We start from the raw sequence: 21,690 nt of genomic DNA on the forward strand, positions 1-21,690 counted from the left end.
AACCGACACAAAAAAGCGGGCGGTGCAACCCTGCTGTTCCAGGCTGCACCACCCGCGCTATTGAACTGCTCCGTCAGCGCTCAACGCTCAGCGGCTGATCTGACTGGCATATTTCTCTTTGTAGAAGGCGTAGAGGCGGTTATACTCTTCCTCGTGGCCGTCGTGCAGCGTTTGGCGGTACTCGTGGGCGTCAAAGTCGTCCATCTCCTCCCCCTCATAGCCGATAACATAGGCGGCGATGTTGGAGCAGTGGTCGGCGATGCGCTCTAAATTGGTGAGGATCTCTAAGAAGATGACGCCGGCGTCGATGGCACACTCCCCGTTTTTGAGGCGGTCGATATGCTTGGTCTTGAGCATCTCTTTCATCTTGTCGATGCACTGCTCCAGCGGCTCGATGGTGCGCGCCAGCAGGATATCGTGGTTGTTAAAGCTGGTGACAGCCAACTCGATGATCTCACCGATGGCGTCGTTGAGCACATACAGCTCCTTGCGGGCGGTCTCGGACAGCGTGATCTTCTTGTCGTATATCTCGCCGCCGCGCTCGAGCACATTGATGGCGTAGTCGCCGATGCGCTCGAATTCGGTCACCAGGCGAAACATCTCAGATACGCTGCTGCTCTCGCGGTCAGAGAGCTCTTTGTCGGTGAGCTTGAGCAGGTAGCGCGGCAAGATCACCTCCATCTTGTCGATGGCCGCCTCGTATTCGTTTACTTTATCGCCTACTTTGTGGTCGTAGTGAAACAGCTGGGGGATGGCCCGCGAGAAGTTCTTCTGGGCGTAGCTGCCCATCAGCGTCAGCACCTTGCGGCTCTGCTCGATGGCCAGACTGGGGCTCATGAGCAGGCGCTCGTCGAGCATGGGGATCTCGGGGCTCTGCTCGTCCTCGCCCTTTTTAGAGCGGATAGAGAGCTCGGCCAGTTTGCACAGCCCCTTGTGGAAAGGAATGAGCAGCAGTGTGGTGACGATGTTAAAGATCGTGTGGAAATTGGCGATGTCGCCGCGGGTGATGGCCTGGTTCCAAAAGTCAAAACCCACTGTGTACTGGAAGGCGTAGACGCCGGTCAAAAACACCGCCGAGCCGATGATATTAAAGTACAGGTGCACCGCCGCTGCGCGCTTGGCGTTTTTGTTGGCGCCCACGCTGGAGATGATCGCGGTGATACAGGTGCCGATGTTCTGGCCCATGATGACCGGGATCGCGGTGGAAAATTTGAGCTGACCGGTGGAGGATATGGCCTGTAAGATACCTACCGAGGCCGAGGAGGACTGGATCACCGCGGTGACCAGTGCGCCGGCCAACACGCCCAGCACGGGGTTGGAGAGCGTGACCATCAGGTTGGTGAACTGCGGCATGGTGCGCAGCGGCTCCATGGCCGTTTCCATGGCTTTCATGCCGGTAAAGAGGATGCCGAAACCAATGAGGATCTGCCCCAGGTTTTTGGATTTGTTGCTCTTTAAGAACATGAACAGCACGATGCCCAGCGCGGCGAACAGCGGCGAGAGCGCTGTGGGCTTGAGCAGCTGCAGCAAGAAGTTATCGCTGGAGATATCGCCCAGCGCCAAGATCTGGGCGGTGATGGTGGTGCCGATGTTGGCGCCCATGATGATGCCGACTGCCCGGTCGAGCTTTAAGATGCCCGAGTTCACCAGGCCCACCACGATGACGGTAGTGGCCGAGGAAGACTGGATGGCGGCGGTGATCAGCGCGCCCAGCAGTACGCTCTTAAAGATGTTGGAAGTCATCTTGGTCAAGATGATCTCGAGCTTAGAGCCGGCCAGTTTTTCCAGCCCAGACCCCATGATGTTCATACCGTACAAAAACAGGGCCAATCCGCCGGCCAGCGACAGGAAGTTGAAAAAATTCATAGTGCTCCCCTCATACTTTTCCCAATTGGGCACATGCTACACTTGCGGTTTTACGGAACGTGTACGCCGCAGCCACACGCCAAAAAAGGCGCACTGCCCCGCGGCGGTACACAGGTGGGTACATTTTGAGTATAGCATCGCTGCTGGCGGGGGGAAAATGGGTTTGACAAAATTCCCGCATTTTCTTCAGATTTGTATAGGTGGCGTAAGTGAAGTCTATGTATTTTGTCAAGCGAAATCCAAGTGACTTTACAGAGATTTTACTTGACAATCGCCGCGCCGTCTGCATAGACGTCAGCGGCCTGACGGTGCGGTTTTAGGCGATAGCGGCAAAGGTGTAGCCCTGCGCCAGCGCGTAGTCGATAAAGTCGCCCAGGATGGCGGCGTTGGTAGAGCTGACCGAGTGCAGCAGGTATATGGCGCCGGGGTGCAGGTTCTCCTCCAGCTTTTGCAAGCTCTCGGCCTTATCGGGCTGGGCATCAGTCACCCAATCTTTGTAGGCAAACGACCAGAAGATCGATTTATAACCGTAATCCTGCACGGCGGCCAGCATCCGCTCCGAGTACTCGCCCATGGGGAAGCGGAACACCTTCATGTCGTAGCCGTACACGTTTTTGACATGCTGGTGCATGAAGTCGATATCCTGCTGGGCCTCGCTCACCGAGATGGTGGGGAACGACTTGTGTTTTTGCGAGTGGTTGCCCAGGGTGTGGCCCTCGGCGATCATGCGGCGGATGAGCACCTCTTCGGTCTTGCAGTAATCGTAGGTCAAAAAGAAGGTGGCCGGCACTTTTTTTTCTTTTAACGTGTCGAGGATGGTGGCGGTAAATCCGTTTTCATACCCCTGGTCAAAAGTCAGATAGATGGTCTTTTCTTTAGCTCCGATAAACATGGCTCCGTATTTCCCCAGTTTGGCCTGCATCTGGGTGCAGGAGGTGGGGATACCGTCGGCATCTTTTTCATAGCCCTGACCCCAGCCGATCTTGTCGCCGTTTAGGCTGTCGTAATCCTGTTTGGCGGTGGTCTGCGAGTTGGCGGCGGCCGCTGTCCCCTGCGAGGTGGAGGGGTCGGTGTCGCTGTGCTCATTTCCCCGGCTGGGGGTCATGAGGGAAGAGGAGTTCTCCTTGTCCTCGGGCTTGGTGTCGGTGCCACAGCCGACAAAGCACATACAGCACATCGCCAGAGCCAGCACCAGTGTCAACGTCTTTTTCATAGCGCTGTTTCCTTTCTGCACGCGGTATTTTGGGCGCAAAGCGCCGAACACTATTGCGAACAGTAGTAGTGTGGCGCGGCCAAAACCAATTATACCCGGCAAAAAATCGCAGCCCGCACTTGTGCAAAACAGCTCGCTTGCGTATAATAAAAAAGATGAAAAGAACGATTGTTTTGTTCGGGAGACGGCCCTGCGGCCACGTGTGGAGGAGAGACGATGCTTACCTACCAGGTGTGTGATTTTGACGACCTGCAGTTGCTGATCGCCGAGGAGGACGGCCACATCGTATTTGTGGGGTGGCATCCAGAATTTGGCGGTGCGGTGACCATGAAAAACAAAAATACGCCCCTTATCGAGGCCTGCCGCCGCCAGGTGGGGGAGTATTTGGCCGGCGAGCGCCAGGTGTTTGACCTGCCGATCGCCTTTACCGGCACCCCGTTTGCGCAGCGGGTGTACCGGGCGCTCATCCAGGTCCCTTACGGTGAGCTGGTGAGCTACCAGTGGCTGGCCGAGCAGGTGGGCAGCCATCCGCGCCCGGTGGGCACCGCGGTGGGGAACAATCCACTGCTGCTCATCGTGCCTTGTCACCGAGTACTGGGCAAGCACTCGCTGGGTGGTTTTAGTGCCGGTATGGAGCTAAAATACCGCCTGCTGGAACTGGAGGGCCACACTCTGCGGGCAGATAAAAAAGATCTGGCCCAGCCGCTGGCGCGGTAGCGGTCTCACCTGGCAGGTAAGTTATAAAAGAGAAAAGAGCGCCGCTACCGATTTTTGGCAGCGGTGCTCTTTTTATAGTGTGATAGATAGGGCAGTGCCCAGTACATTCTATGGGGTTTCCCGCCGTGCTCTTGGCCATCGGTTTTCTCGCTGATAGCGTGGGCCGGCGACCACCGGCACAGGCATGTTTTAGCAGGAAAGCCCTCCTGTTTTATAGTCGGCGGTGCCTTGTATGGGATGCTGACTGCCGACGGAGATCTATCGGGCGCACTGTGCGGCGGCAAATAGCCGCAGCAGGTTCTCGGCGGCCTGCGCCAGGTTTTCGGCGCTCTTATGGCGGGCGGTGGCAAAGTCTTCTGGTCGGGGATTTATGCTAAATGCCGCTGTGAGTCCCTGCCGGTAGAGCGGCTGGTAACCTTTTTCCAGGGCGCCGACCAGCGCCACTACCGGTACACCGAGCTCTTTGGCGCGTTTACACACCCCGCTGACCACCTTGCCGCGGGCGCTCTGCCCGTCCAGCCGGCCCTCACCGGTGATGATGAGATCGGCATCTTGGGCCAGCTGCTGAAAGCCCACTGTGTCCAGTACGACTTCAATGCCCATACGCAGCCGGCCGCCCAACAGGGCCGCTACACCAAAACCCATGCCGCCGGCGGCTCCGGCCCCGGCATCGGTCTCGCCAGCAGTACCCAGATCGTGCAGCACCTGTTCGGCCAGGTGTTTTAGCCCGGCGTCCAACCGGGCCACCATCTGACGATCGGCCCCTTTTTGCGGGCCGAATATCGCTGCCGCCCCCTGTGGGCCGGTGAGCGGGTTATCGATATCGCAGATGGCGGTGATCTCTACTTGGGACAGCTGTGGCAGCAGGCCGCTGGTATCCACAGCGGCGATGTTTGACAGTGTACCGCCGGTGGGCACAAAGACCCGCCCCTCTCGGTCGGTAAAGCGCACTCCCAGCGCAGCGGCCATACCGCAGCCGCCGTCGTTGGTGGCGCTGCCGCCCAGTCCCAACAAGATCTGGCGGCAACCGCTGTGTACCACCGCATGGGCAATGAGCTGGCCCACACCGTAGGTGGTGGTCTTTTCGGGGTCTAGCCGCGTCTCGGCCAGCGGCAGCCCGGCGCAGGCTGCCATCTCGATCACCGCAGTGCGGGGGTGGCCGGGCCGCTCGCGCAGCACTCCATAAAAGGCGGTCAGTTCATCAAAAAAGGGGCCCGCAACCGGGCAGGTCACCTTTTGGCCGCCCACGGCCTGCAGCAGGCAATCCACACTGCCCTCCCCGCCGTCAGCCACCGGTATCTGGCAGATATCGGTTTCGGGCAGCAGTGCCTGCGCCCGTTCGGCAATGACCGCACATACCTCTCGGGCAGAGAGCGTCCCCTTGAACGAGTCGGGTACCAGCAAGATCTTTTTCACCATACACCTCTTCTGTCCCTCTGTATGCATCACAGATCGAATTGGTGGCGCAGCACCCGCATCACCCCGTCCTGGTCGTTGGAGGGGGCCCGATGCCGGCAGACCGCTGCCAACTGGGGGTGGGCGTTATGCATGGCCACGCTGTGGGTACAGGCGCCCATCATCTGCAGGTCGTTCAGGTAGTCGCCAAAAGCCATGCAGTTATCTGGGCCTATGCCCAGGTATTGCTGTAGCCGGGTCAACCCACTGCCCTTATTGGTACCGGGCAGCATCATGTCCACCCAGTCGCTGCCCGCCAAGCTCACCAGAAAGCGGTCCCGGTACTCCTCGAGCAGTGGCAGCACGCGCTGCTCGGCGCGCCGGTCACAGTACACGGCCAGCTTGCACACCGCATCTTCTACCGGCGGGGCCAACAGGTCCTCTCGCAGCTGTCGGCGGGCGTAGTACAGGTCGATCTGGTGCAGATAGGCCGGGTCCTGCTGCTCGATATAAGCCGCTCTGGCACCACAGAGCACGATCTGGCAGTCATCAACCTGGCGGATGTGCTCGACTACCGGTCGGTACAGCGAATAGGGCAGATCTTGGGTGAAGATGTTCTGTCGTCCATCAAAGATGATCGAGCCGTTCTCAGCCAAAAACAGCAGGTCGTCGGCCACCGGCTCCAGATCTCGCAGCAGCGCATAGTACTGCCGTCCACTGGCAATGCAGCAGCGCACCCCTTTTGCGCGCAGTGCATGCACGGCGTCAAAAAAATCGGGCGGCAGCCGCTTTTGGCTGTCGAGCAGAGTCCCGTCCATATCCAGTGCCACCAGTTTGATGTCATCTTGTATCTGCGGGTAAGTCCATTCCATGGCAGTCTCTCTCCTATTTATAATAGAACATGGCCATCCGTTTTTCTCTGGTACAGCTGTATTGTACGGTGCCCGGCAGCGTCAAGTCAAGCCCGGTGACCGGCAAACTTTCCTGCCAGGAACAGTGAAGCTGCGATGACAGGCGCGAAGCTCCATTGTCAGCGGGCGGTCTGTGGGGTATGATAGGGGTAGATAGAGGGGGAAGATACGATGCAGCAGTTGGCAAAAAATATCGCCGCCGCCCGGCACAAATGCGGGCTCACCCAGGGGCAGCTGGCCGATCTGGTGGGGGTCAGCCATTCGGCGGTCTCCAAGTGGGAGATGGGGGCCACCTGCCCCGATATTGCCCTATTGGCGCCGATCGCCCGCGCTCTGCACACCACCCCCGACGCGCTGCTGAATTTTCGCCCCCAGCTCGATAGCGGGCAGGTACAGTCGCTGGTAGCTGCCTGCAGCGCACTGCTGGTGCGTGAGGGGCTGTGCCCGGCCTGGGAGCAGGCAAAGGCACTGGTCCATCAGTATCCCGCCGACAGCCTGCTGCTGTTAAAGCTGGGCAGCTTTGCCCAGCAGCTGGTGCTTTGCTGCCAAGATGAAAAGCAGGCTAAGCAGGTGTTACAGTGGGGGTGCGAACTGCTGGAGCGCTGCCGTGAGATCGCGCAGGGCGAGACGGCCCAGGCAGCCATTGTGGCTCTCACCGCCTATTACAGCATGCTCGAGCGCACCGACGAGGCGGTGTACCTGCTCGAACAGCAGCCGCCGAACAGCTTCGACCCCCGCCGCCAACTGGCGCCGCTTTATGCCCGGCAGGGAAAAGATGACCGCGCCGCCGAACTGGCCCAGCAGGACCTGTACATGTGCGCCTTTATGGCGGTGACCGACCTGATGTTACTGGCCAACATTGCCCAAAAGGGGCAGGATGCCCGCCGCCAACAGTTCCTGTTACAGCGGGCTATCGACGTGGCGCAGGTCCTCGGCTTGCAGGTGGGGTTGGGGCAGAACCTGTTTTTGGCGCTGGCCGGCTGCCTGGCAACACAGGGTGAGGTAGAGTCCGCCCTCGACGCGCTGGAACGGTATGCTGACCTGGCTGCGCGCTGGCCCGATGTGGGGGAGATAGGTACCTACCCCTGGTTTGACCGCATCAAAATGACGGCGCAACCTATGGGTGAGGCGCTGCTCAAGCCGCACCTGTGTCAGATGGTGGAGGAGCAGACCCAGCTAGATTCGCTGCGCCGCCATCCCCGCTATGCAGCCGTGCTCCAGCGACTGCGGGCGCTGGGGGAACAGAGTGGGGAAAATATACCATAAGAGATAGGCGGTGTCGCAGTGGCACTGCCGAACAGGAGATGATGAGACATGCAGATACAGCTGCAGATAGAAAATGGCCGCCGCATCGCCGTGATTGAAGCGGCCGGCCGTGAAAAGGTGCTGACCGATGTCGACTCGGCGCTGGACCTGATGATGCAGGTGCGCTGTCAGGCCGATGCCGACCGCATCGCCATCGGCAAAAAAGCGGTACACGAAGACTTTTTTATTCTCAGTACCGGCCTGGCGGGCGCAGTGCTGGAAAAGTATATCCAGTACGGGGTAAAACTGGCTATCTACGGCGACTACAGCCGGTACACCAGCAAGCCGCTGCACGACTTTATCAGCGAGAGCAACCGTGGGCGCAACTTTTTCTTTGTCGCTGACTGCGGGGCTGCCGTACAGCAACTGGCGCAGGCAAAATAGCAGTCACGTATCCCCGGATGATCACTGCCGTTTAGATCGATAAAAATACGAAATAAAAAGGATGGGGAGCAAAAAGCTCCCCATCCTTTTTACTATTATATAGAGCATATAGCGCCCGGCTACAGGATACCGTCCAGAGCGGCGATGGTATCGATATAGATAGCCAGCGCCTTTTTCAGCGTCGCCAGCGGCAACATCTCATCGGGCTGGTGGGCGCTGCCGTGCCCGGCCGGCATCTGCTCGATATCGCTGTGGAACATGGGGCCAAAGGTAAGCCCCATGGGAAAATAGCGGGCATAGGTTGCCCCGCTGATGACATAGTGGCCACAGGGCTCGCCGGTGACCTGCTCGTAACAGCGTTTAAGTGCCTGTACAGCCGGTTGCTCGGGATCTACGTAGTGGGGCTCATCAAACAGGTTCAGCTGCAGCTTGGCGTCGATATCGCCACAGCAGAGCTCGATGGCGCTCTTGAGCACATCGCCCTGTATGGCCATCGGCCAGCGGATGTTAAAGCCGATGGCATATTGCCCCTGCTCGTCTTTTTTAATGGTACCGCAAATGCAGGTGAGCTTGCCAAAGGTCTCGTCGGCGCAGGCCACACCAAACCCCTCGCCGTAGCAGGTGCAGCTCAGGTCACGGGCGGTCTCCAGCACGTCTTTTTCGTAGCCTTCGACCAGCGCGCAGTCCAGCAGGTAATCGACCAGTTTGCCAATGGCGTTGTCGCCGGCATCGGGGGTAGAGGCGTGCGCCGAGACCCCGGCGGCGGTGATGGTGGTCTGCCCGTCTTTTTCACAGAGGGTGATGTCGCCGCATGCGGGTGTGGGCAAGTCGGTAGCCCGCACCACGGCCACCGCACTGGAGGGCACCATGTTCGAGGCGCTGCCCCCCTTAAGCGAGAGGATAGGGCTGTCATCACTGGTCGGCTGCGAGATGATCTCTCCCTCACACAGGCCTTTTTCACCTACGCAGATGGGGAATTCGCCGTCCGGTACCAGCGTGATCGCAGGCGCCTTTTTCTTGGACAGGTAGTACGGCATGTCGGTCATGCCGGTCTCCTCGTCGCAGCCCAAAATGAGCTGGATCTTGTGTTTGAGGGGGATCTGGTTTTCCTGCAAAAACTTCATCAGGTAAAGGCTCATGATGGCAGAGCCCTTGTTGTCGTTGACGCCGCGCCCGTACAGCGTGTCGCCCTCTACCCGCAGGCTGAAGGGGTCGCCGGTCCAGCCGTCGCCGGCCGGCACCACGTCCAGGTGGGCGGCGATCGCGATCGACTCGTCGCCGTCGCCGTAGCTCAGCACACCGCAGCGGTAGTCGATGTTCTCGCCGGCCAGCCCGATCTCGCTGCCCCGGCGCAGCATGTAGTCCAGGGCCTGGGCACAGGGCTCCAGGTAGGGGTAGGGGCCGGGCTGCGGGCTCACCGGTGCCACCGACGGGATGGCGACCAGGCGGCCCAGATCGTGCAGCAGCTGCTGGCCGTTATCGTCTATAAATTTTTCGATGATCTCTCTCAAAGGTATCACCACTTTCTTCTGTGATGCCCCATCGCTTTGTACGGGGGCCGGTGGGGAGAAAAAAGCCGCTTTAAAAGCGGCTTTTCGGGGTTCTATCAAGGCATTAGTTATCGCTGTGGAACAGGGTGGTGTCAGCCTTTACTTTTGCAATGAAGTCCTCGTCATCACTGATGACGGTCATGGGCTCTTTCATATTGAAAGCGCACAGACCGAAGAAGCCCAAGGGCGAGACAACGGGGGATCTCCACTGGCCCTGCTCTACAGCAACTTCACTTTTGGCGGCCGATGCCAACTCGTATAACCGCACAGCTTTTGCCAGATCGTCGACTTTTACCAGAACTTTAGACATACGCTATACCTCCATTCGCCAATTACGGCGCTCTCTCTGCGTCCGGTGGGACGGCGCACGGCGCAGCAACACGCCGCTGCCGTGTACCTTATTATAGCATAGCCATTTAACAAAGGAAAGTGCCGCCATAAAAAATTCACATAAAATACCAAATCACGTTACAGCAATTATGTATAATAGATGAAACAGGACCGGTGGAAATATCTGCCGCACATATTGGGCATGCTCTGTGTAGCGCCGCCGGGGCTGTTTGGCAATTAAAAAAATAAATGCGAAAAATATGTTGACAACTGGACTGCTTTCGTCTATAATAAACTCAAACAAAAACAATAACAGTTATTCTTTTAATGAAAGTGCAGCTATGAAATATTCCAGACAGCGCGAACTGGTGCTGCAGGCGGTGCGCGAAAATTCCATCCACCCCACAGCCGACCAGGTCTACCACATCCTTAAAAAAGACAATCCGCAGATCAGTCTGGCCACCGTGTACCGCAATCTCAACCTGCTCAGCCAAACGGGGCAGATCGTGAAGATACCGCTACCCAATCAAGGCGACCGGTTCGACGGCCACACCGTGCCCCACTATCACATGCTCTGCCAGCAGTGCGGTCAGGTGTTCGACCTGCAGCTGTCGCTGCTCGACGGATTGGACGAGCAGATACAGGCCAGTACCGGCTTTGCCGTTACCGGCCACCAGCTCATCGTCACCGGGTATTGTCCCCACTGCCAGCAGGCGGGCGCGGACAGCACTGCCCACTAGATCTTATTTTGTACTCTGGCGGGCGCCGTGTCCGCAACTATATACCCACAAAAGTTTTATAGAAAGAGGGAATTTTGAAATGAAGAATTTAAAAGGTACCAAGACCGAAGCCAACCTGATGACTGCTTTTGCCGGCGAGAGCCAGGCCAGAAACAAATACACCTTCTATGCCTCCAAGGCCAAAAAAGAGGGTTATGAGCAGATCGCCGCTCTGTTCCAGGAGACTGCCGATAACGAGAAAGAGCATGCCAAAATGTGGTTTAAACTGCTGCACGACGGCATTGGCGACACTGCCGCCAACCTGAAAGATGCCGCCGAAGGCGAGAACTACGAGTGGACCGACATGTATGCCAATTTTGCCAAAGAGGCCAGAGAAGAGGGTTTTGACCACATTGCCGACCTGATGGAAGGCGTAGCCAAGATCGAGAAAGAGCACGAGGAGCGCTACCTCAAGCTGCTGGCCAACGTCGAGGGCAACGCAGTATTTATCAAGGGCGAAAAAGTCCTGTGGCAGTGCCGCAACTGCGGCCACATCGTTCTGGGCACCGAGGCCCCCGAGGTCTGCCCGGTCTGCGCACATCCCCGCGCCTACTTCCAGGTCAAGGCCGAGAACTACTAAATCAGCTATTTTACCAGCCAAAAAGGCCCTCTGCCGTGCGGCAGAGGGCCTTTTTTCGCACCGCGAACATAGGCTGGTGTACCGGGCCCCACTGCGGTGGTAGAAGGGCTGGTAGAAAACTATAAAGAGGAGGAGAGATCATGGCAGTGCTGCAAAACCCCGTGGCGATGGCCATGCTGGGCACTGGCTTTACCTTTTTGGTCACTGCCCTGGGGGCGGGTATGGTGTTTTTGGTAAAGGACGATATCGACCCGTCGATGCAAAAAGGTTTTTTGGGCTTTGCCTCAGGGGTGATGATGGCCGCCTCAGTTTGGTCGCTGCTCATCCCGGCTATCGACATGGCTGAGGAGCAGGGGAAACTGGGCTGGCCGCCGGCCTTTATCGGCTTTTTGTTAGGGGGCGGATTTCTGTTTTTGCTCGACCGCCTGCTGCCCCACCTGCATCCCGGCGCCAAAACGCCCGAGGGGACGCATACCGACAGCTTTCGCCGCAGCACGATGTTGGTGCTGGCGGTGACTATGCACAATATACCCGAAGGTATGGCTGTGGGCTTGGCTTTTGGGCTGGCCGCGCAGGGGGGCAGCACCGCTACACTGTCGGCGGCGATCGCTCTGGCTATCGGCATCGGGCTGCAAAACTTCCCTGAGGGGGCGGCCATCTCGCTGCCGCTTAAAAAAGAGGGGCTATCAAAAAAGAAATCGTTTTTCTACGGTGCAGCCAGTGGCTTTGTCGAGCCGGTGGCCGGATTGGTGGGTGTGCTGCTGGCGGCTACGGTCCAGGGGATCATGCCCTGGATGCTGGCTTTTGCCGCCGGCGCCATGATCTACGTGGTTGTAGAAGAGCTCATCCCCGAGTCGCAGACCGGTCACAGTCACGCCGGTACCTGGGGCGCAATGATCGGCTTTGCACTGATGATGCTGCTCGACGTGGCGCTGGGTTAAACAGCCGGTCGCTGTGAACGGTGTACTGTGTACTGTGTACGGTGAACTGTATACGGACTGTTTACTGTGCGCCGAAAAGAATTGCCCAAAAGGGACTGGACCTGCACATTGTGCAGGTCCAGTCCCTTTTTTGTCCGTCTTAGATGGCATCCCAGCAGGAATGCGCTGCCCACAGCGGCAGTTTACCTGTCTGCCAACGATACAGACCGCGGCCATATCTATCGTTTGCCCATCTCTGACACGGCGCACCAGTCAACGCATACTTTTTATACAATGCTGTCAAAGTGCAGCAGATCATCCAAAAACAGGTCAAAATAAGTATTATCATGTAAAAATATTACGTATCGTATAATATATTCCGAGTTTACAGTTCAACTTTTCGCCCCTTAGCATAGTAAAGGTCGTCTTCTGGCCCTACCGGACGCAATATACGCGCTGGGTTGCCGGCAGCCACTACCCCGGCGGGGATATCTTTGGTCACCACGCTGCCCATGCCGATGACCGTACCGCTGCCAATGGTGACCCCCGGACCCACCATACAGCCCGCCCCCAGCCAGCAGTCGCTGCCGATGGTGATGGGCAGCGCGTACTCCAGGCCGGTGGCCCGCAATTTAGCGCTTACTGGGTGGGTGGCAGTCAGCAGTTTTACGCCGGGGGCCAGCAGAACGTTGTCGCCGATCGTAACCGGTGCGCAATCTAGGATCGTAACGCCTACGTTGGCGTAAAAATGATTGCCCACTTTAATAAACCGCCCGTAGTCGCAGGCAAAAGGCGTCTCGATAAACAGGTTTTCCCCGGCCTCTCCCAGCAGCTGGTAGCACAGTTGGGTGCGGCGCTCGATATCTTCTTCGCGGTTTATTTGGGCAGTCAGCTGCCGGGCCTGCTGGTGCAGGGCCACCAGCTCCGGGTCGGCGGCGTTGTACAGTTCACCGGCGAGCATTTTTTCCAGTTCGGTCATCATCGTCCTCCTCATAAAAAGCGTCTCAGCGCCAGAACATCACGTTTTTGGTTGCCCCGTAATTATTTACCGGGCGGGTGGAACAGTACCAGTCTACACGATCACCGCGCCCATTGCCTCCGCTATCTGGATGGCGTGTACCATATCCAGTTTGGTCTTTTTCATGCGGCAGGCACGCAGGTCCACGCCATCTAACTGGGCGCCGCGCAGGTCGGCCTCGGTCAGATCGGCGTTTTGCAGGTAGCACTGGGTCATGTCACAGTCGCGAAAGTTGCACTTCTGCAGCTTGCAGTCGCGCAGATCGGCATGGGCCAGCATCAGGCCCGAAAAGTCGGTCCCCTGCAAAAACAGCCCTGAAAAACTGGCGTACGACCAATTGCCGCCGCGTATCGCGAGCCCGGTAGAGGCACAGCCGTGCAGGTTGCTGCCAATGCCTTTACAGCCGGTAAACTCCGCTGAAAACAGGTTGCAATCGCGAAATTTACAGCCGGCGAACACGCTCTTTTCGTGCTTGCTGCCACCCAGCTGGCAAAATTCAAACTTGCAGTTTTCAAACTGGCAGCGATCGGTCTGCAGGTAGTCCAGTGCGCAAGAGGCAAAGGTGCAGCGCACAAATTGCACCTGCTCCCAGCGGGCATCGGTAAAATCAGCCCGGTCAAATAGCTGTTCGGTATAGGTCTGCCCGAACAATATCTCCATGTAAAAGTCCTCCCTTTTTGGCCATGCCCCCAGTATACCCTGCATGGCTTTTCAGAGCAAGAGACGAGATGCCTTTTTTGCGGCAGCTTTAGCTTTGCAGGCCCAAAAGACAATATGGTAAAAGAGCTGCCGGGCAGGGGGGCCAACGGCTCTTCCTATCTCGTCGATGTACACTATAAACGGCTCACAGCACGTCATGCCGATTTTGCTGCAGTCGAAATTCGGTCAAGGCCCCGCACAGCTTTAAATATGCTCCCAACACATCGCTGTTATAACAGAAGGCAGTCGCCCGGTGCCGGTGTCACCGTTACTCCAGCATCCAAAAGTAGCCCGATGGTGTATGTAGCCACACAGGATACCCGCCCCAACTCCAGATTGCCGGTGGGAGCGGCGCCTGAACAAATACCCTGCTGGCAGAGCAGATCGCTCGCTCGGGGAGGATCGGCAGCGGAAATTTGGCACCGTACATCGTCAAGCTTTAGGTAACCCACGGCGGCTATGACACCCTCGGCTGGATCCCAGTAGCCAACATTGGATTTTCAGACACAGCCCATGCTTTTTCGCCTGCCGGTAAAGAGAACGAGAGCTCTCGACGAGTCGGGCGTGTTGGCCGCCGTACAGATCGATCGAGTAAAATTCCGGCCGCCCCCAAAAATGTTCCAGACGGGCCGGCAAATAGCCCACAGGGGTGCGGCGTGACAGCTCGATCGGCAGCCGCAGTTCCATATTGGGGGCGATGCGCGGCTGAGAACCGGTAAGGCATTTAGCAGACGATCGATATCGCCGCCATAATAGGCGTCCAGTGCCATACATCTTTATCGATCTTCAGCACGGTCACACCGTGTTGCTGGGCCTAAAACAGGGCGGCCCCGGTGGACAGCTCGTGCCCGTCGGGTGAGTCAAAACAGCTCTGTGTGCAGCGCATGCCTCAGGTCTCCATCTCGGCAGAAGAAGAGAGCACGCCCATCACCGGCTCGATGTGGTAGCTGGTACGCCGGCACGAGTGGCTGCAGTTGTCGGCTGCCCCCAGAGAAAAGTGATTGTGCAAGCCTGCTTTGGGGATGCGGCACACGCGTTCAGGCCGCTGCTCTCTAAAGCGCATATAAACGACGCGCCATACATGTCCATGGCGGCACTTCTCTTTTGGGTAAAAAGAGCCCGGTATTCTGGCGGTGCAAAAATATTCGGTCCTGGCTATAAAAATGCGGCCCCGGCTTTTAGCCGGGGCCGCATTCTGTGCAGAGGTGCACGGTCTTGCAGTATTTAGTGCTTATCGGCGTTGTTGACCGCGTCGACTGTGCGCTGAGCCAGCTCGGTGATCGTCAGCTGGTGGTAGCCGCGCACATAGGTGTACAGATCGTCGCCGATGGGGTCAGACCAGTGGGCGTCGATACAGCTGTGGCCCTGCATGGCACCGAACAGAGTGGCGATCTGGGCGGCGTTGCAGTCGCTGTCTTGCCCCAGCATGCCAATGATATTCATACAGGTATCAAAGTCGTTGTCGCAGTAGTACAGCGCCACCACTTCGGCGGCGGCATTGGGGTAGGCGTGGATCCAGTTATAGGCGCTGTATTTCTCCTCACAGGGGCGCCAAGCCGACAGCCAGTTGTCGTGCTGGCGGCAGCTCTCCAGGGCGAAATCAATCACGCTGCGGTACTCGCTGTCAGCGGGGATCGCGCTGAAAGCGGCCAGCATCACATCCTTGACGTTGTCCATGCTATAGGCCAGGCTCACCATCACGGCATTAAAGATCTCGCCTAGGATGCCGTTGTTGTGGTGTGAGATACAGCCGTCGATCCAGGCCAGCCGGGCAGCTTCCTCGGCGTTGCCGGGGGCCAACATGCCGCAGATCGCCCCGCGCATCTGGGCGCCAATCCACTCCCGCCACGGGTTGCAGCGGTAGCCGCTCTCAGGCGGAAAGATGCCCAGCTTAAAGTTCTGCAGCGCGATATCCTCTGCCGACCAGGCGCTGGGGATCATGCCCGCCCAGTGCAGGGCCACATCTTCAGAGGTGATCTTGCTGCCAGATTTGATGAATGCCTCTAAAAAGGCCAGCTCAAAGGTGATGTCGTCGTTATAGGTACTGGGCTTGCGCGGGTAATCTCTGATCTCGCCGAAAAATGCTTTCAGCGCGTCGGCGGTATAGCCTTCCAGGCAGGTGCCCAGTGCCGCGCCGATGATCTGGGTCAGCCAGGCGGCGTGGGTGCGGTCTAAAAAGTCTTTGCTGGCAGTGTCGATATCCGCCTTGGCGGGGAACGATACTGCTTTGCGGTACTGGTCGTAGTTCTCGTATACCGTGTATGCAAAGTAGGGGTGATCTTTTACCTTGGGGCAGTTATTGAGGATGTGAAAAACCTTGGCGGTGAGCATGCCCAAGGTGATGCGGTCGTCTTCCTGCCGGGCTTTCAGCGCCGGCTCGATGAGCTTTTCGGCCTCCGATACGTCGTAGCCCATGGTCTGCATGGCCAGAATACCGCCGACGATGACCTGTTCCGGCGCCCCGGAACCGGGCACGTTAGAGCCCCAGAGCAGCCTGTCTTTGGCCGAGAGCTGGTCATCCAGTGCCAGCGCCTTGGTCCAGGACTGCTCGTCTTCGGAGAGGATGCGTGGTACGGCATTTTCGATCAGCTCGCGGTTGTGTTGATATACAGTTTTCATGGATTTGCCTTCCTTTCCACTTGGGGCCACAGCCGTATTGCTCGCCCATCATCGACCATGATAGCATAGGGGCTTTTAAATTATAAGGTGAGCTATCTATTTTTGGCGACATGCTGCGGTTTTATAGCCAGATTTGACTATATACACCAAAGGCCTTGGTAACAAAACAGACACAAACTGTTTACCCAAACTTGTATATTCAGCGGGCCAACAGGGGTATACTGTGTACATACCAGAAAGAGAGAAACACTTCTTCTAAAGCAGCTGCCGACCGGCAGCTACAGCACCCCAACGCAGCTTACTTCCAAACCTTTTGTTTTTCATATAACTCCTCTTTTAGAGAGAGGGCCCGCTCGGTCAAGGCGGGCCTTTTCTCTTGCATACATTTACCCGGCCGCGCCAGCTTTAGCGGCCTGTTTTGGCAAGGTGCTGGCCCACCTGTGCTCTATTTAGCGCCACCCGCCCGGCAGATACCGGCCCCAAAAGCGAAGAAGGGGAGACCGCGCGGGTATTTTCTCCCCCTGTAAAAAAGAACAAACCCCGGCAGAGCACTCTGCCGGGGTTTGTTCTTTTTGTAAATTTCTACTCGGCAGTCACCGAGATCTTGCCCGGTATGCACACCGCAGTGTCACCTTTATCTTTTACGTAGCCCTGCTGTTCACACAGGTGGTCGGGGCAGACCGAGTTGATAAACTTTACCCCTTTTTCATCGCGGACCAGTGTGGCCACCAGCCGCTCCTCTATCTTGTTGCCGTCATCATCGGTGATGGGGTCGCCGTTTTCATCCTCTTTCCAGACCATGGCGCCTTTTACGGTGAAGGTGCCCGGCTCGCCGTTGAGGGGGATAGAGAGCACCTCTTTGCCGTCATAGGTCACCTGGGCCACCGTGCCGCCTACTACCGGTGCCTTGGCCAAGATGCCCCAGGCTGAAAGCCCCACTACTACCAGCAGGACCAGTACTGCGATCTTAAACTCTTTCTTCTTCAAAGAAGGTACCACCTTACACGAAAAATTGCCCGTCCATAAAAACACCGGGCCATATGCATGTTATTATAGCACAGCCAACAGGGTTTTGAAAAGAAAAAAGGAGGTGAATTCACACCTCCTTTACATTTACATATGCTGTTTTTGGGGTGCTGTCAGGGCTTTTGTTAAAAGATGGTGTCACACACAGAGGTACTGTGGCTGCCACCGGCATAAAAAGTTCCCCGGGGTCTGTCCCCCGCTATGGCGATAAGTGAACCTAAGATCAATACTGCGGCCAGGATACCGATGACTTTTTTCACGTGCGTGACCTCCTTTGATGAGTTTGTTCTCTATATTTTCATTATACACGGGTCGGGGGTAAATAAAACTAAAAAGCAGTTACAAATAAGTTAAGAAAAGGTTACAATCGCCAAAACACACCGTCGGCCACCAAAATGCCCGCCAAACTGCGGTCAAAACGCGTTTGTGACACAATGGCCGGGGTGGGAATAGACTGTACAGAGGATCCTGATACCGGCACACATCTGTCGGGCGCGGCAGCCCGGCGGAGCGGGACGGGGTCGGCAGTTAATCGCGGCCCTTTGCCCGCACTTGGGGCCCGCACAATTTATATGACAAAGGTGAGAGTGTTATGTTTGACTTTTTTGCAAGGCCCGCCCTGGCATTTGCCACCGAGGCGTACAGCCGGCGCAGTCTGCCGACCGGGGAAGGACCGGGCGGCGTCAAAAACCTGCTGCTGAGCGTGTACGACAGCATTAAAAACTACAGCGACAAAGACCGGTTCTACAAGCGCGCCAAAGACAAGAGCTGTGAAGAACTGCTGCGCGAGGAGGACACCGCCGCCCAGGTAGAAGCCTATACCCGCTACTACGAGGAGGAGGAACGCCCCCACGACCCACAGGACTTTGAACCGGTGCAACCGCCGGAATACCCCCGCCCCCGCCGTCAAAAACGCGCTGCTCCGGTGGCGGAGGAACCCGATACTTACCGGCAGCCCATCGCCATCCCTGAACCCGAGCCCACCTATATAGAGCCGGGGCCAGAGGAGAGCATCATCCCAGACATCGATCGCCCTATCCAACCGGAAGCCGCCGAAAGTGGCAGCTGTAACTGCTGCAGCTGCTGCAATTGCGGCTGCGACACCGGCAGCACCGGTGGGAGCGGACCCTGCGGCCCTGACGGCTGCTGTGACGATCAGGATGGCTGCCTGTTTGGCTGTGGTGCCAGCGGCTGCGACAACAGCTGTGCCGGTGTAGTCCCCCCCAGCGGCGCGCAAAACTGCTGGGATGACACCGGCACGACCGGTCCCACCGGCCCTACTGGCTGTACCTGTGGCTGTGAGGGCTGTACCTGCTGGTGTTACACCGATGAAAACGGCAACTGTCAGTGCACCTGCAGCTGTGAGCCCACCGGCGGTACCGGTGGTGGCACCGGCTGTATCGATGCCGACGGCTACTGCCACGGTTACTGGGACGAAAACGGCATCTGCCACTGCTCTGACACCGGTTCTACCGGCGGCACCGGCGGCGAGACGGGCGGAACTGGCGGTGGTACCGGCTGCGTAGACGCCGACGGCTACTGCCACGGCTATCTGGACGAAAACGGCGTGTGCCACTGCTCCGATACCGGCTCTACCGGTGGCACCGGCGGCGAGACGGGCGGAACTGGCGGCGGCACCGGCTGCGTAGACGCCGACGGCTACTGCCATGGCTATCTGGACGAAAACGGCGTGTGTCACTGCTCCGATACCGGCTCTACCGGTGGCACCGGCGGTGAGACGGGCGGAACTGGCGGCGGTACCGGCTGCGTAGACGCCGACGGCTACTGCCACGGCTATCTGGACGAAAACGGCGTGTGTCACTGCTCCGATACCGGCTCTACCGGCGGCACCGGCGGTGAGACGGGCGGAACTGGCGGTTGCTGCTGCCGGTGCTGCTGTGAAGACCCCTGCGACGTGTGTGGCCGCGGCGCCCCGGGCATGAGCTGTGACGGCGAGAGCAGTCAGGGCGCCTGCGGTACCGCCAATACCTGCGGCAATACCGGCTGCGGCTGTGGCTGTGGTTGTGAAGACGATGAGACCTGCGAGTGTGGAGACTGCTGCGACTGCAGCTACGTGTGCTGCACCGGCGGCAACAGCTGCCGCTGCCGAAATACCGGCTGTCGTTACCATGTCAACGGCTACTGCGGCAAATGTGTGGGCTGTGAAGACACCACATTTGAAAATTTGCCCCACCGGCCCCATTGCGGCCACATCGACGAGGTGACTTTTGAAGAGCGGCCCCGCTATGATGAAGATCTGCCGGCCAACCAGCTGTTTACCCGCCTGTCGGGCACCCGCGCTGCGCGCACCGACAGCGGTTACCCCAACCGCCAGGCGGCAGCCTATTACCAGAGCGAGAACAGGCGTATCCTGGGCGAGTAAATACGAGTAGACCAGCTCGCTGACAGACAGAAAGACCGTAAAAAGTGAGACCGATCAGATAAAAAATAGGAGCGGGAGCGGTGGTGTGATCCACGGCTCCCGCTCCTATTTTGGTATTGCGCTGCACGATCTAGTGCGCCGGCCAGTCTGCCAGCGCCCGGCAGACGAATTGCTGCAGAGTCCGCGCGGTGGAGCGGTCGTAGGGGTCCAGCGTGCGCTCGTTGTTCGAGATGATGCGCACCCCGGCAAACGGCACGCCAAAGTGCTGGCAGGCCTGCTGTACGGCATAGGTCTCCATGTCCTCACAGTCCTCGCCAAAAGTGGCCTGCAACCAGTCGATGCGGTCCATCTCCCGCGAGAAAAGATCCCCGCAGCCCAACACCCCCAACCGCTTTTGCCCGCCGGTATAGGGCGTGCTGGCAAACAGGTCGCACAGCGCCCGGTCGCTCAGGTGTGAGATCGTGCGGTGGTTTGGTGTCCACTCGAGCGGGGCACAGCCCTGCCCCTCGCTCCGGGCGGGCATCTCCAGCCCGTTTATCGGCACACAGGCCCGCCCGATCACGATATCGCCCACCTTTAAGTCGCGGCGGTGGCCGCCGGCCGTGCCCTGATTGATAACGGCGGACGGCATATATGCCGACAACCCAACAGCGGTGGCGATAGCGGCGGCTACCATCCCCACCCGGGTCTGGCTCACCACCACCGGCAGCCCCTGTAAAGAACCCTGCCAAAAGTCAAAGCCGTGTATCTGCCGATGAGTACTGCCGGCGAGTTCTTCTAAAAAGTAGTCGATCTCACAGTCCATAGCTCCCGATATCAAAATAGGTGCTGCCATCTCGTCCTCCTCTCGGCCGCCTCGGCGGCAAAAGTACTGCCCCGTCCGGGGATCGTCTCCGCGGACGGGGTCAGGTACAGGTAATTTAGATGATCGGTCTTTTAGGCGGCCAGCGTCAGTAGCCCCGGTCAAAATGTACCGGGTGTTCTACCGGTTCTCCCCTTACAAAATGGGCCAGATTGCCATACACCAACTCAAACACCCGGCTGGCGCTCAGATCTGAAAAGATGGCGTTGTGGGGGGTGATGTAGACGTTCTCCATATCCCACAGCGGGTCGCCTGCATCCAGAGGCTCCTGCTCAAACACATCCAGTGCCACGCCGCGGAACTTGCCGTTGCGCAGCACTTCGGTGAGCGCCTGCTGGTCGATGACCGTACCGCGAGAGATATTTACCAGCGCAGCCGTGTCTTTCATCGCCCGCAGCCGGTCGCCGTTTAGCAGGTGAAACGTCTCTTTGGTGGCCGGCAGCGCACTGATGACGATATCGCTGTGGGGCAGCACCTCGTCGATCCTGGCAATATCGATGACCTCATCGATGTTTTCTACCGGGTCCTCATTCAGGTTCAGGGCCTGGGTGTGGCAGTCGAAGGCCTTTAGTTTGCGGGCGGTCTCTACAGCGATGTTGCCAGCCCCCAAAAAGGTGACCGTCTTGCCGGTGAGCTCCAATATATCGGTCTGCACCTGCCACTGGTGGACCTGCTGCTGGCGGCAGAACACCTTGGCCTTTTTGTAGATCTGCAGCAGCTGGCAGAGCACCCATTCGCTGATGGGGAAGCGGGTGGCCCCCACGTTGTGGGCGATATCGATACCCAGCCGCTGGATGTCGCCGGCGGGCACGTGGTTGAAGCCCACGCTCACCAGCTGGATGAATTTGAGAGCGGGCAGCTGGTCCAGGTCAAGCCCGACGAACGGGTTGTATCCCACCAGCAGGTCGATATCTCGCAGCTGCTCCGGCAATGAAAAACCGGGTTCCGAAAATGCCGATTCATCGATGTAGGTGGCGTCGATACCCAGCTCGGCTACACGCTGCATCTCAGCTGCACTGTATGGCTGGGTGAAAAGTGCCTTGTAGGCCATAGTCGTCTCCTTTTTTCTATGTGGTCGATGTGGTCGCAGGGCTTGGTCAAGCCGGTATATCCGCACATCTGCAGGCAGATGG

21 protein-coding genes are annotated in these 21,690 nt (G+C 58.1%); 7 read left to right on the forward strand and 14 right to left on the reverse strand.

The features are described from left to right. Window positions 1-87: 87 nt before the first annotated feature. Together H8K20_RS01430 and H8K20_RS01435 are read right to left on the reverse strand one after the other, a co-directional pair. A complete protein-coding gene (locus H8K20_RS01430; RefSeq protein WP_105203390.1) occupies window positions 88-1,866 on the reverse strand; it encodes a Na/Pi cotransporter family protein in 1,779 nt (592 codons plus the stop codon). Between the two features lie 316 nt (window positions 1,867-2,182). Continuing rightward, window positions 2,183-3,079 (reverse strand): polysaccharide deacetylase family protein, encoded by an 897-nt coding sequence (locus H8K20_RS01435; protein ID WP_186487262.1) that lies wholly within the window; start codon window positions 3,077-3,079, stop codon window positions 2,183-2,185. A gap of 216 nt (window positions 3,080-3,295) precedes the next feature. Between H8K20_RS01435 and H8K20_RS01440 the strand changes: the two genes are divergently transcribed. Then, window positions 3,296-3,796 (forward strand): methylated-DNA--[protein]-cysteine S-methyltransferase, encoded by a 501-nt coding sequence (locus tag H8K20_RS01440; RefSeq protein WP_186487263.1) that lies wholly within the window; start codon window positions 3,296-3,298, stop codon window positions 3,794-3,796. A 258-nt stretch (window positions 3,797-4,054) separates the two neighbouring features. On the opposite strand, the gene H8K20_RS01445 is transcribed toward H8K20_RS01440, so the two are convergent. Both H8K20_RS01445 and H8K20_RS01450 read right to left on the reverse strand, forming a co-directional pair. Beyond that, window positions 4,055-5,212 carry a glycerate kinase gene (locus H8K20_RS01445; RefSeq protein ID WP_186487264.1) on the reverse strand — a complete coding sequence of 386 codons (1,158 nt, stop codon included), beginning with the start codon at window positions 5,210-5,212 and terminating at the stop codon, window positions 4,055-4,057. 29 nt (window positions 5,213-5,241) lie between these two features. Then, window positions 5,242-6,063 carry an HAD family hydrolase gene (locus H8K20_RS01450; protein ID WP_186487265.1) on the reverse strand — a complete coding sequence of 274 codons (822 nt, stop codon included), beginning with the start codon at window positions 6,061-6,063 and terminating at the stop codon, window positions 5,242-5,244. A 210-nt stretch (window positions 6,064-6,273) separates the two neighbouring features. Here H8K20_RS01450 and H8K20_RS01455 point away from each other — a divergent pair, with 210 nt between their 5' ends. Both H8K20_RS01455 and H8K20_RS01460 read left to right on the forward strand, forming a co-directional pair. Beyond that, window positions 6,274-7,368, forward strand: a complete 1,095-nt coding sequence (locus tag H8K20_RS01455; RefSeq protein WP_186487266.1) for a helix-turn-helix domain-containing protein — start codon at window positions 6,274-6,276, stop codon at window positions 7,366-7,368. A gap of 48 nt (window positions 7,369-7,416) precedes the next feature. Next, the gene (locus H8K20_RS01460) at window positions 7,417-7,791 is read left to right on the forward strand and encodes a DUF4180 domain-containing protein (RefSeq protein ID WP_186487267.1); all 375 of its coding nucleotides are present in this window, start codon (window positions 7,417-7,419) and stop codon (window positions 7,789-7,791) included. Window positions 7,792-7,910: 119 nt separating this feature from the next. Here H8K20_RS01460 and H8K20_RS01465 read toward each other — a convergent pair whose 3' ends face one another. Beyond that, complete coding sequence (locus tag H8K20_RS01465) at window positions 7,911-9,302, reverse strand: Sapep family Mn(2+)-dependent dipeptidase (protein ID WP_186487268.1); 1,392 nt, start codon at window positions 9,300-9,302, stop codon at window positions 7,911-7,913. Between the two features lie 103 nt (window positions 9,303-9,405). Beyond that, the gene (locus H8K20_RS01470) at window positions 9,406-9,651 is read right to left on the reverse strand and encodes a hypothetical protein (RefSeq protein WP_105203397.1); all 246 of its coding nucleotides are present in this window, start codon (window positions 9,649-9,651) and stop codon (window positions 9,406-9,408) included. 361 nt (window positions 9,652-10,012) lie between these two features. On the opposite strand from H8K20_RS01470, the gene H8K20_RS01475 reads away from it, so the two are divergent. The 3 genes from H8K20_RS01475 to H8K20_RS01485 all read left to right on the forward strand — a co-directional run bounded on the left by H8K20_RS01475 (window position 10,013) and on the right by H8K20_RS01485 (window position 11,971). After that, entirely contained in the window at window positions 10,013-10,411 is a 399-nt protein-coding gene (locus H8K20_RS01475; RefSeq protein ID WP_186487269.1) for a Fur family transcriptional regulator, read from the forward strand. Window positions 10,412-10,490: 79 nt separating this feature from the next. Then, the gene (gene rbr / locus H8K20_RS01480; RefSeq protein ID WP_105203399.1) at window positions 10,491-11,030 is read left to right on the forward strand and encodes a rubrerythrin; all 540 of its coding nucleotides are present in this window, start codon (window positions 10,491-10,493) and stop codon (window positions 11,028-11,030) included. 140 nt (window positions 11,031-11,170) lie between these two features. Continuing rightward, on the forward strand, window positions 11,171-11,971 hold the full coding sequence (locus H8K20_RS01485; protein ID WP_186487270.1) for a ZIP family metal transporter: 801 nt from the start codon (window positions 11,171-11,173) through the stop codon (window positions 11,969-11,971). Between the two features lie 364 nt (window positions 11,972-12,335). Here H8K20_RS01485 and H8K20_RS01490 read toward each other — a convergent pair whose 3' ends face one another. The 6 genes from H8K20_RS01490 to H8K20_RS13965 form a co-directional block, all read right to left on the reverse strand. Beyond that, the gene (locus tag H8K20_RS01490; protein ID WP_186487271.1) at window positions 12,336-12,929 is read right to left on the reverse strand and encodes a sugar O-acetyltransferase; all 594 of its coding nucleotides are present in this window, start codon (window positions 12,927-12,929) and stop codon (window positions 12,336-12,338) included. A 93-nt stretch (window positions 12,930-13,022) separates the two neighbouring features. Then, entirely contained in the window at window positions 13,023-13,628 is a 606-nt protein-coding gene (locus H8K20_RS01495) for a pentapeptide repeat-containing protein (RefSeq protein WP_186487272.1), read from the reverse strand. Window positions 13,629-14,556: 928 nt separating this feature from the next. Next, entirely contained in the window at window positions 14,557-14,730 is a 174-nt protein-coding gene (locus tag H8K20_RS01500; protein ID WP_186487273.1) for a hypothetical protein, read from the reverse strand. Between the two features lie 161 nt (window positions 14,731-14,891). After that, a complete protein-coding gene (locus tag H8K20_RS01505; protein WP_186487274.1) occupies window positions 14,892-16,286 on the reverse strand; it encodes an ADP-ribosylglycohydrolase family protein in 1,395 nt (464 codons plus the stop codon). Window positions 16,287-16,868: 582 nt separating this feature from the next. Next, window positions 16,869-17,273 carry a NusG domain II-containing protein gene (locus H8K20_RS01510; RefSeq protein ID WP_186487275.1) on the reverse strand — a complete coding sequence of 135 codons (405 nt, stop codon included), beginning with the start codon at window positions 17,271-17,273 and terminating at the stop codon, window positions 16,869-16,871. Between the two features lie 164 nt (window positions 17,274-17,437). After that, entirely contained in the window at window positions 17,438-17,572 is a 135-nt protein-coding gene (locus tag H8K20_RS13965; protein WP_279287402.1) for a hypothetical protein, read from the reverse strand. A 332-nt stretch (window positions 17,573-17,904) separates the two neighbouring features. On the opposite strand from H8K20_RS13965, the gene H8K20_RS01515 reads away from it, so the two are divergent. Then, window positions 17,905-19,695 carry a hypothetical protein gene (locus tag H8K20_RS01515; RefSeq protein ID WP_186487276.1) on the forward strand — a complete coding sequence of 597 codons (1,791 nt, stop codon included), beginning with the start codon at window positions 17,905-17,907 and terminating at the stop codon, window positions 19,693-19,695. A gap of 130 nt (window positions 19,696-19,825) precedes the next feature. Here H8K20_RS01515 and H8K20_RS01520 read toward each other — a convergent pair whose 3' ends face one another. Further along, window positions 19,826-20,530: a 5'-methylthioadenosine/S-adenosylhomocysteine nucleosidase gene (locus H8K20_RS01520; protein ID WP_186487277.1), complete on the reverse strand. Its 705-nt coding sequence runs from the start codon at window positions 20,528-20,530 to the stop codon at window positions 19,826-19,828. 115 nt (window positions 20,531-20,645) lie between these two features. Continuing rightward, window positions 20,646-21,608, reverse strand: coding sequence for an NAD(P)-dependent oxidoreductase (locus H8K20_RS01525; RefSeq protein ID WP_186487278.1), 963 nt, complete (start codon window positions 21,606-21,608; stop codon window positions 20,646-20,648). Window positions 21,609-21,690: the final 82 nt, after the last annotated feature.

Source organism: Neobittarella massiliensis (ex Bilen et al. 2018), from assembly GCF_014269355.1.
Lineage (GTDB): Bacteria > Bacillota > Clostridia > Oscillospirales > Ruminococcaceae > Neobittarella > Neobittarella massiliensis.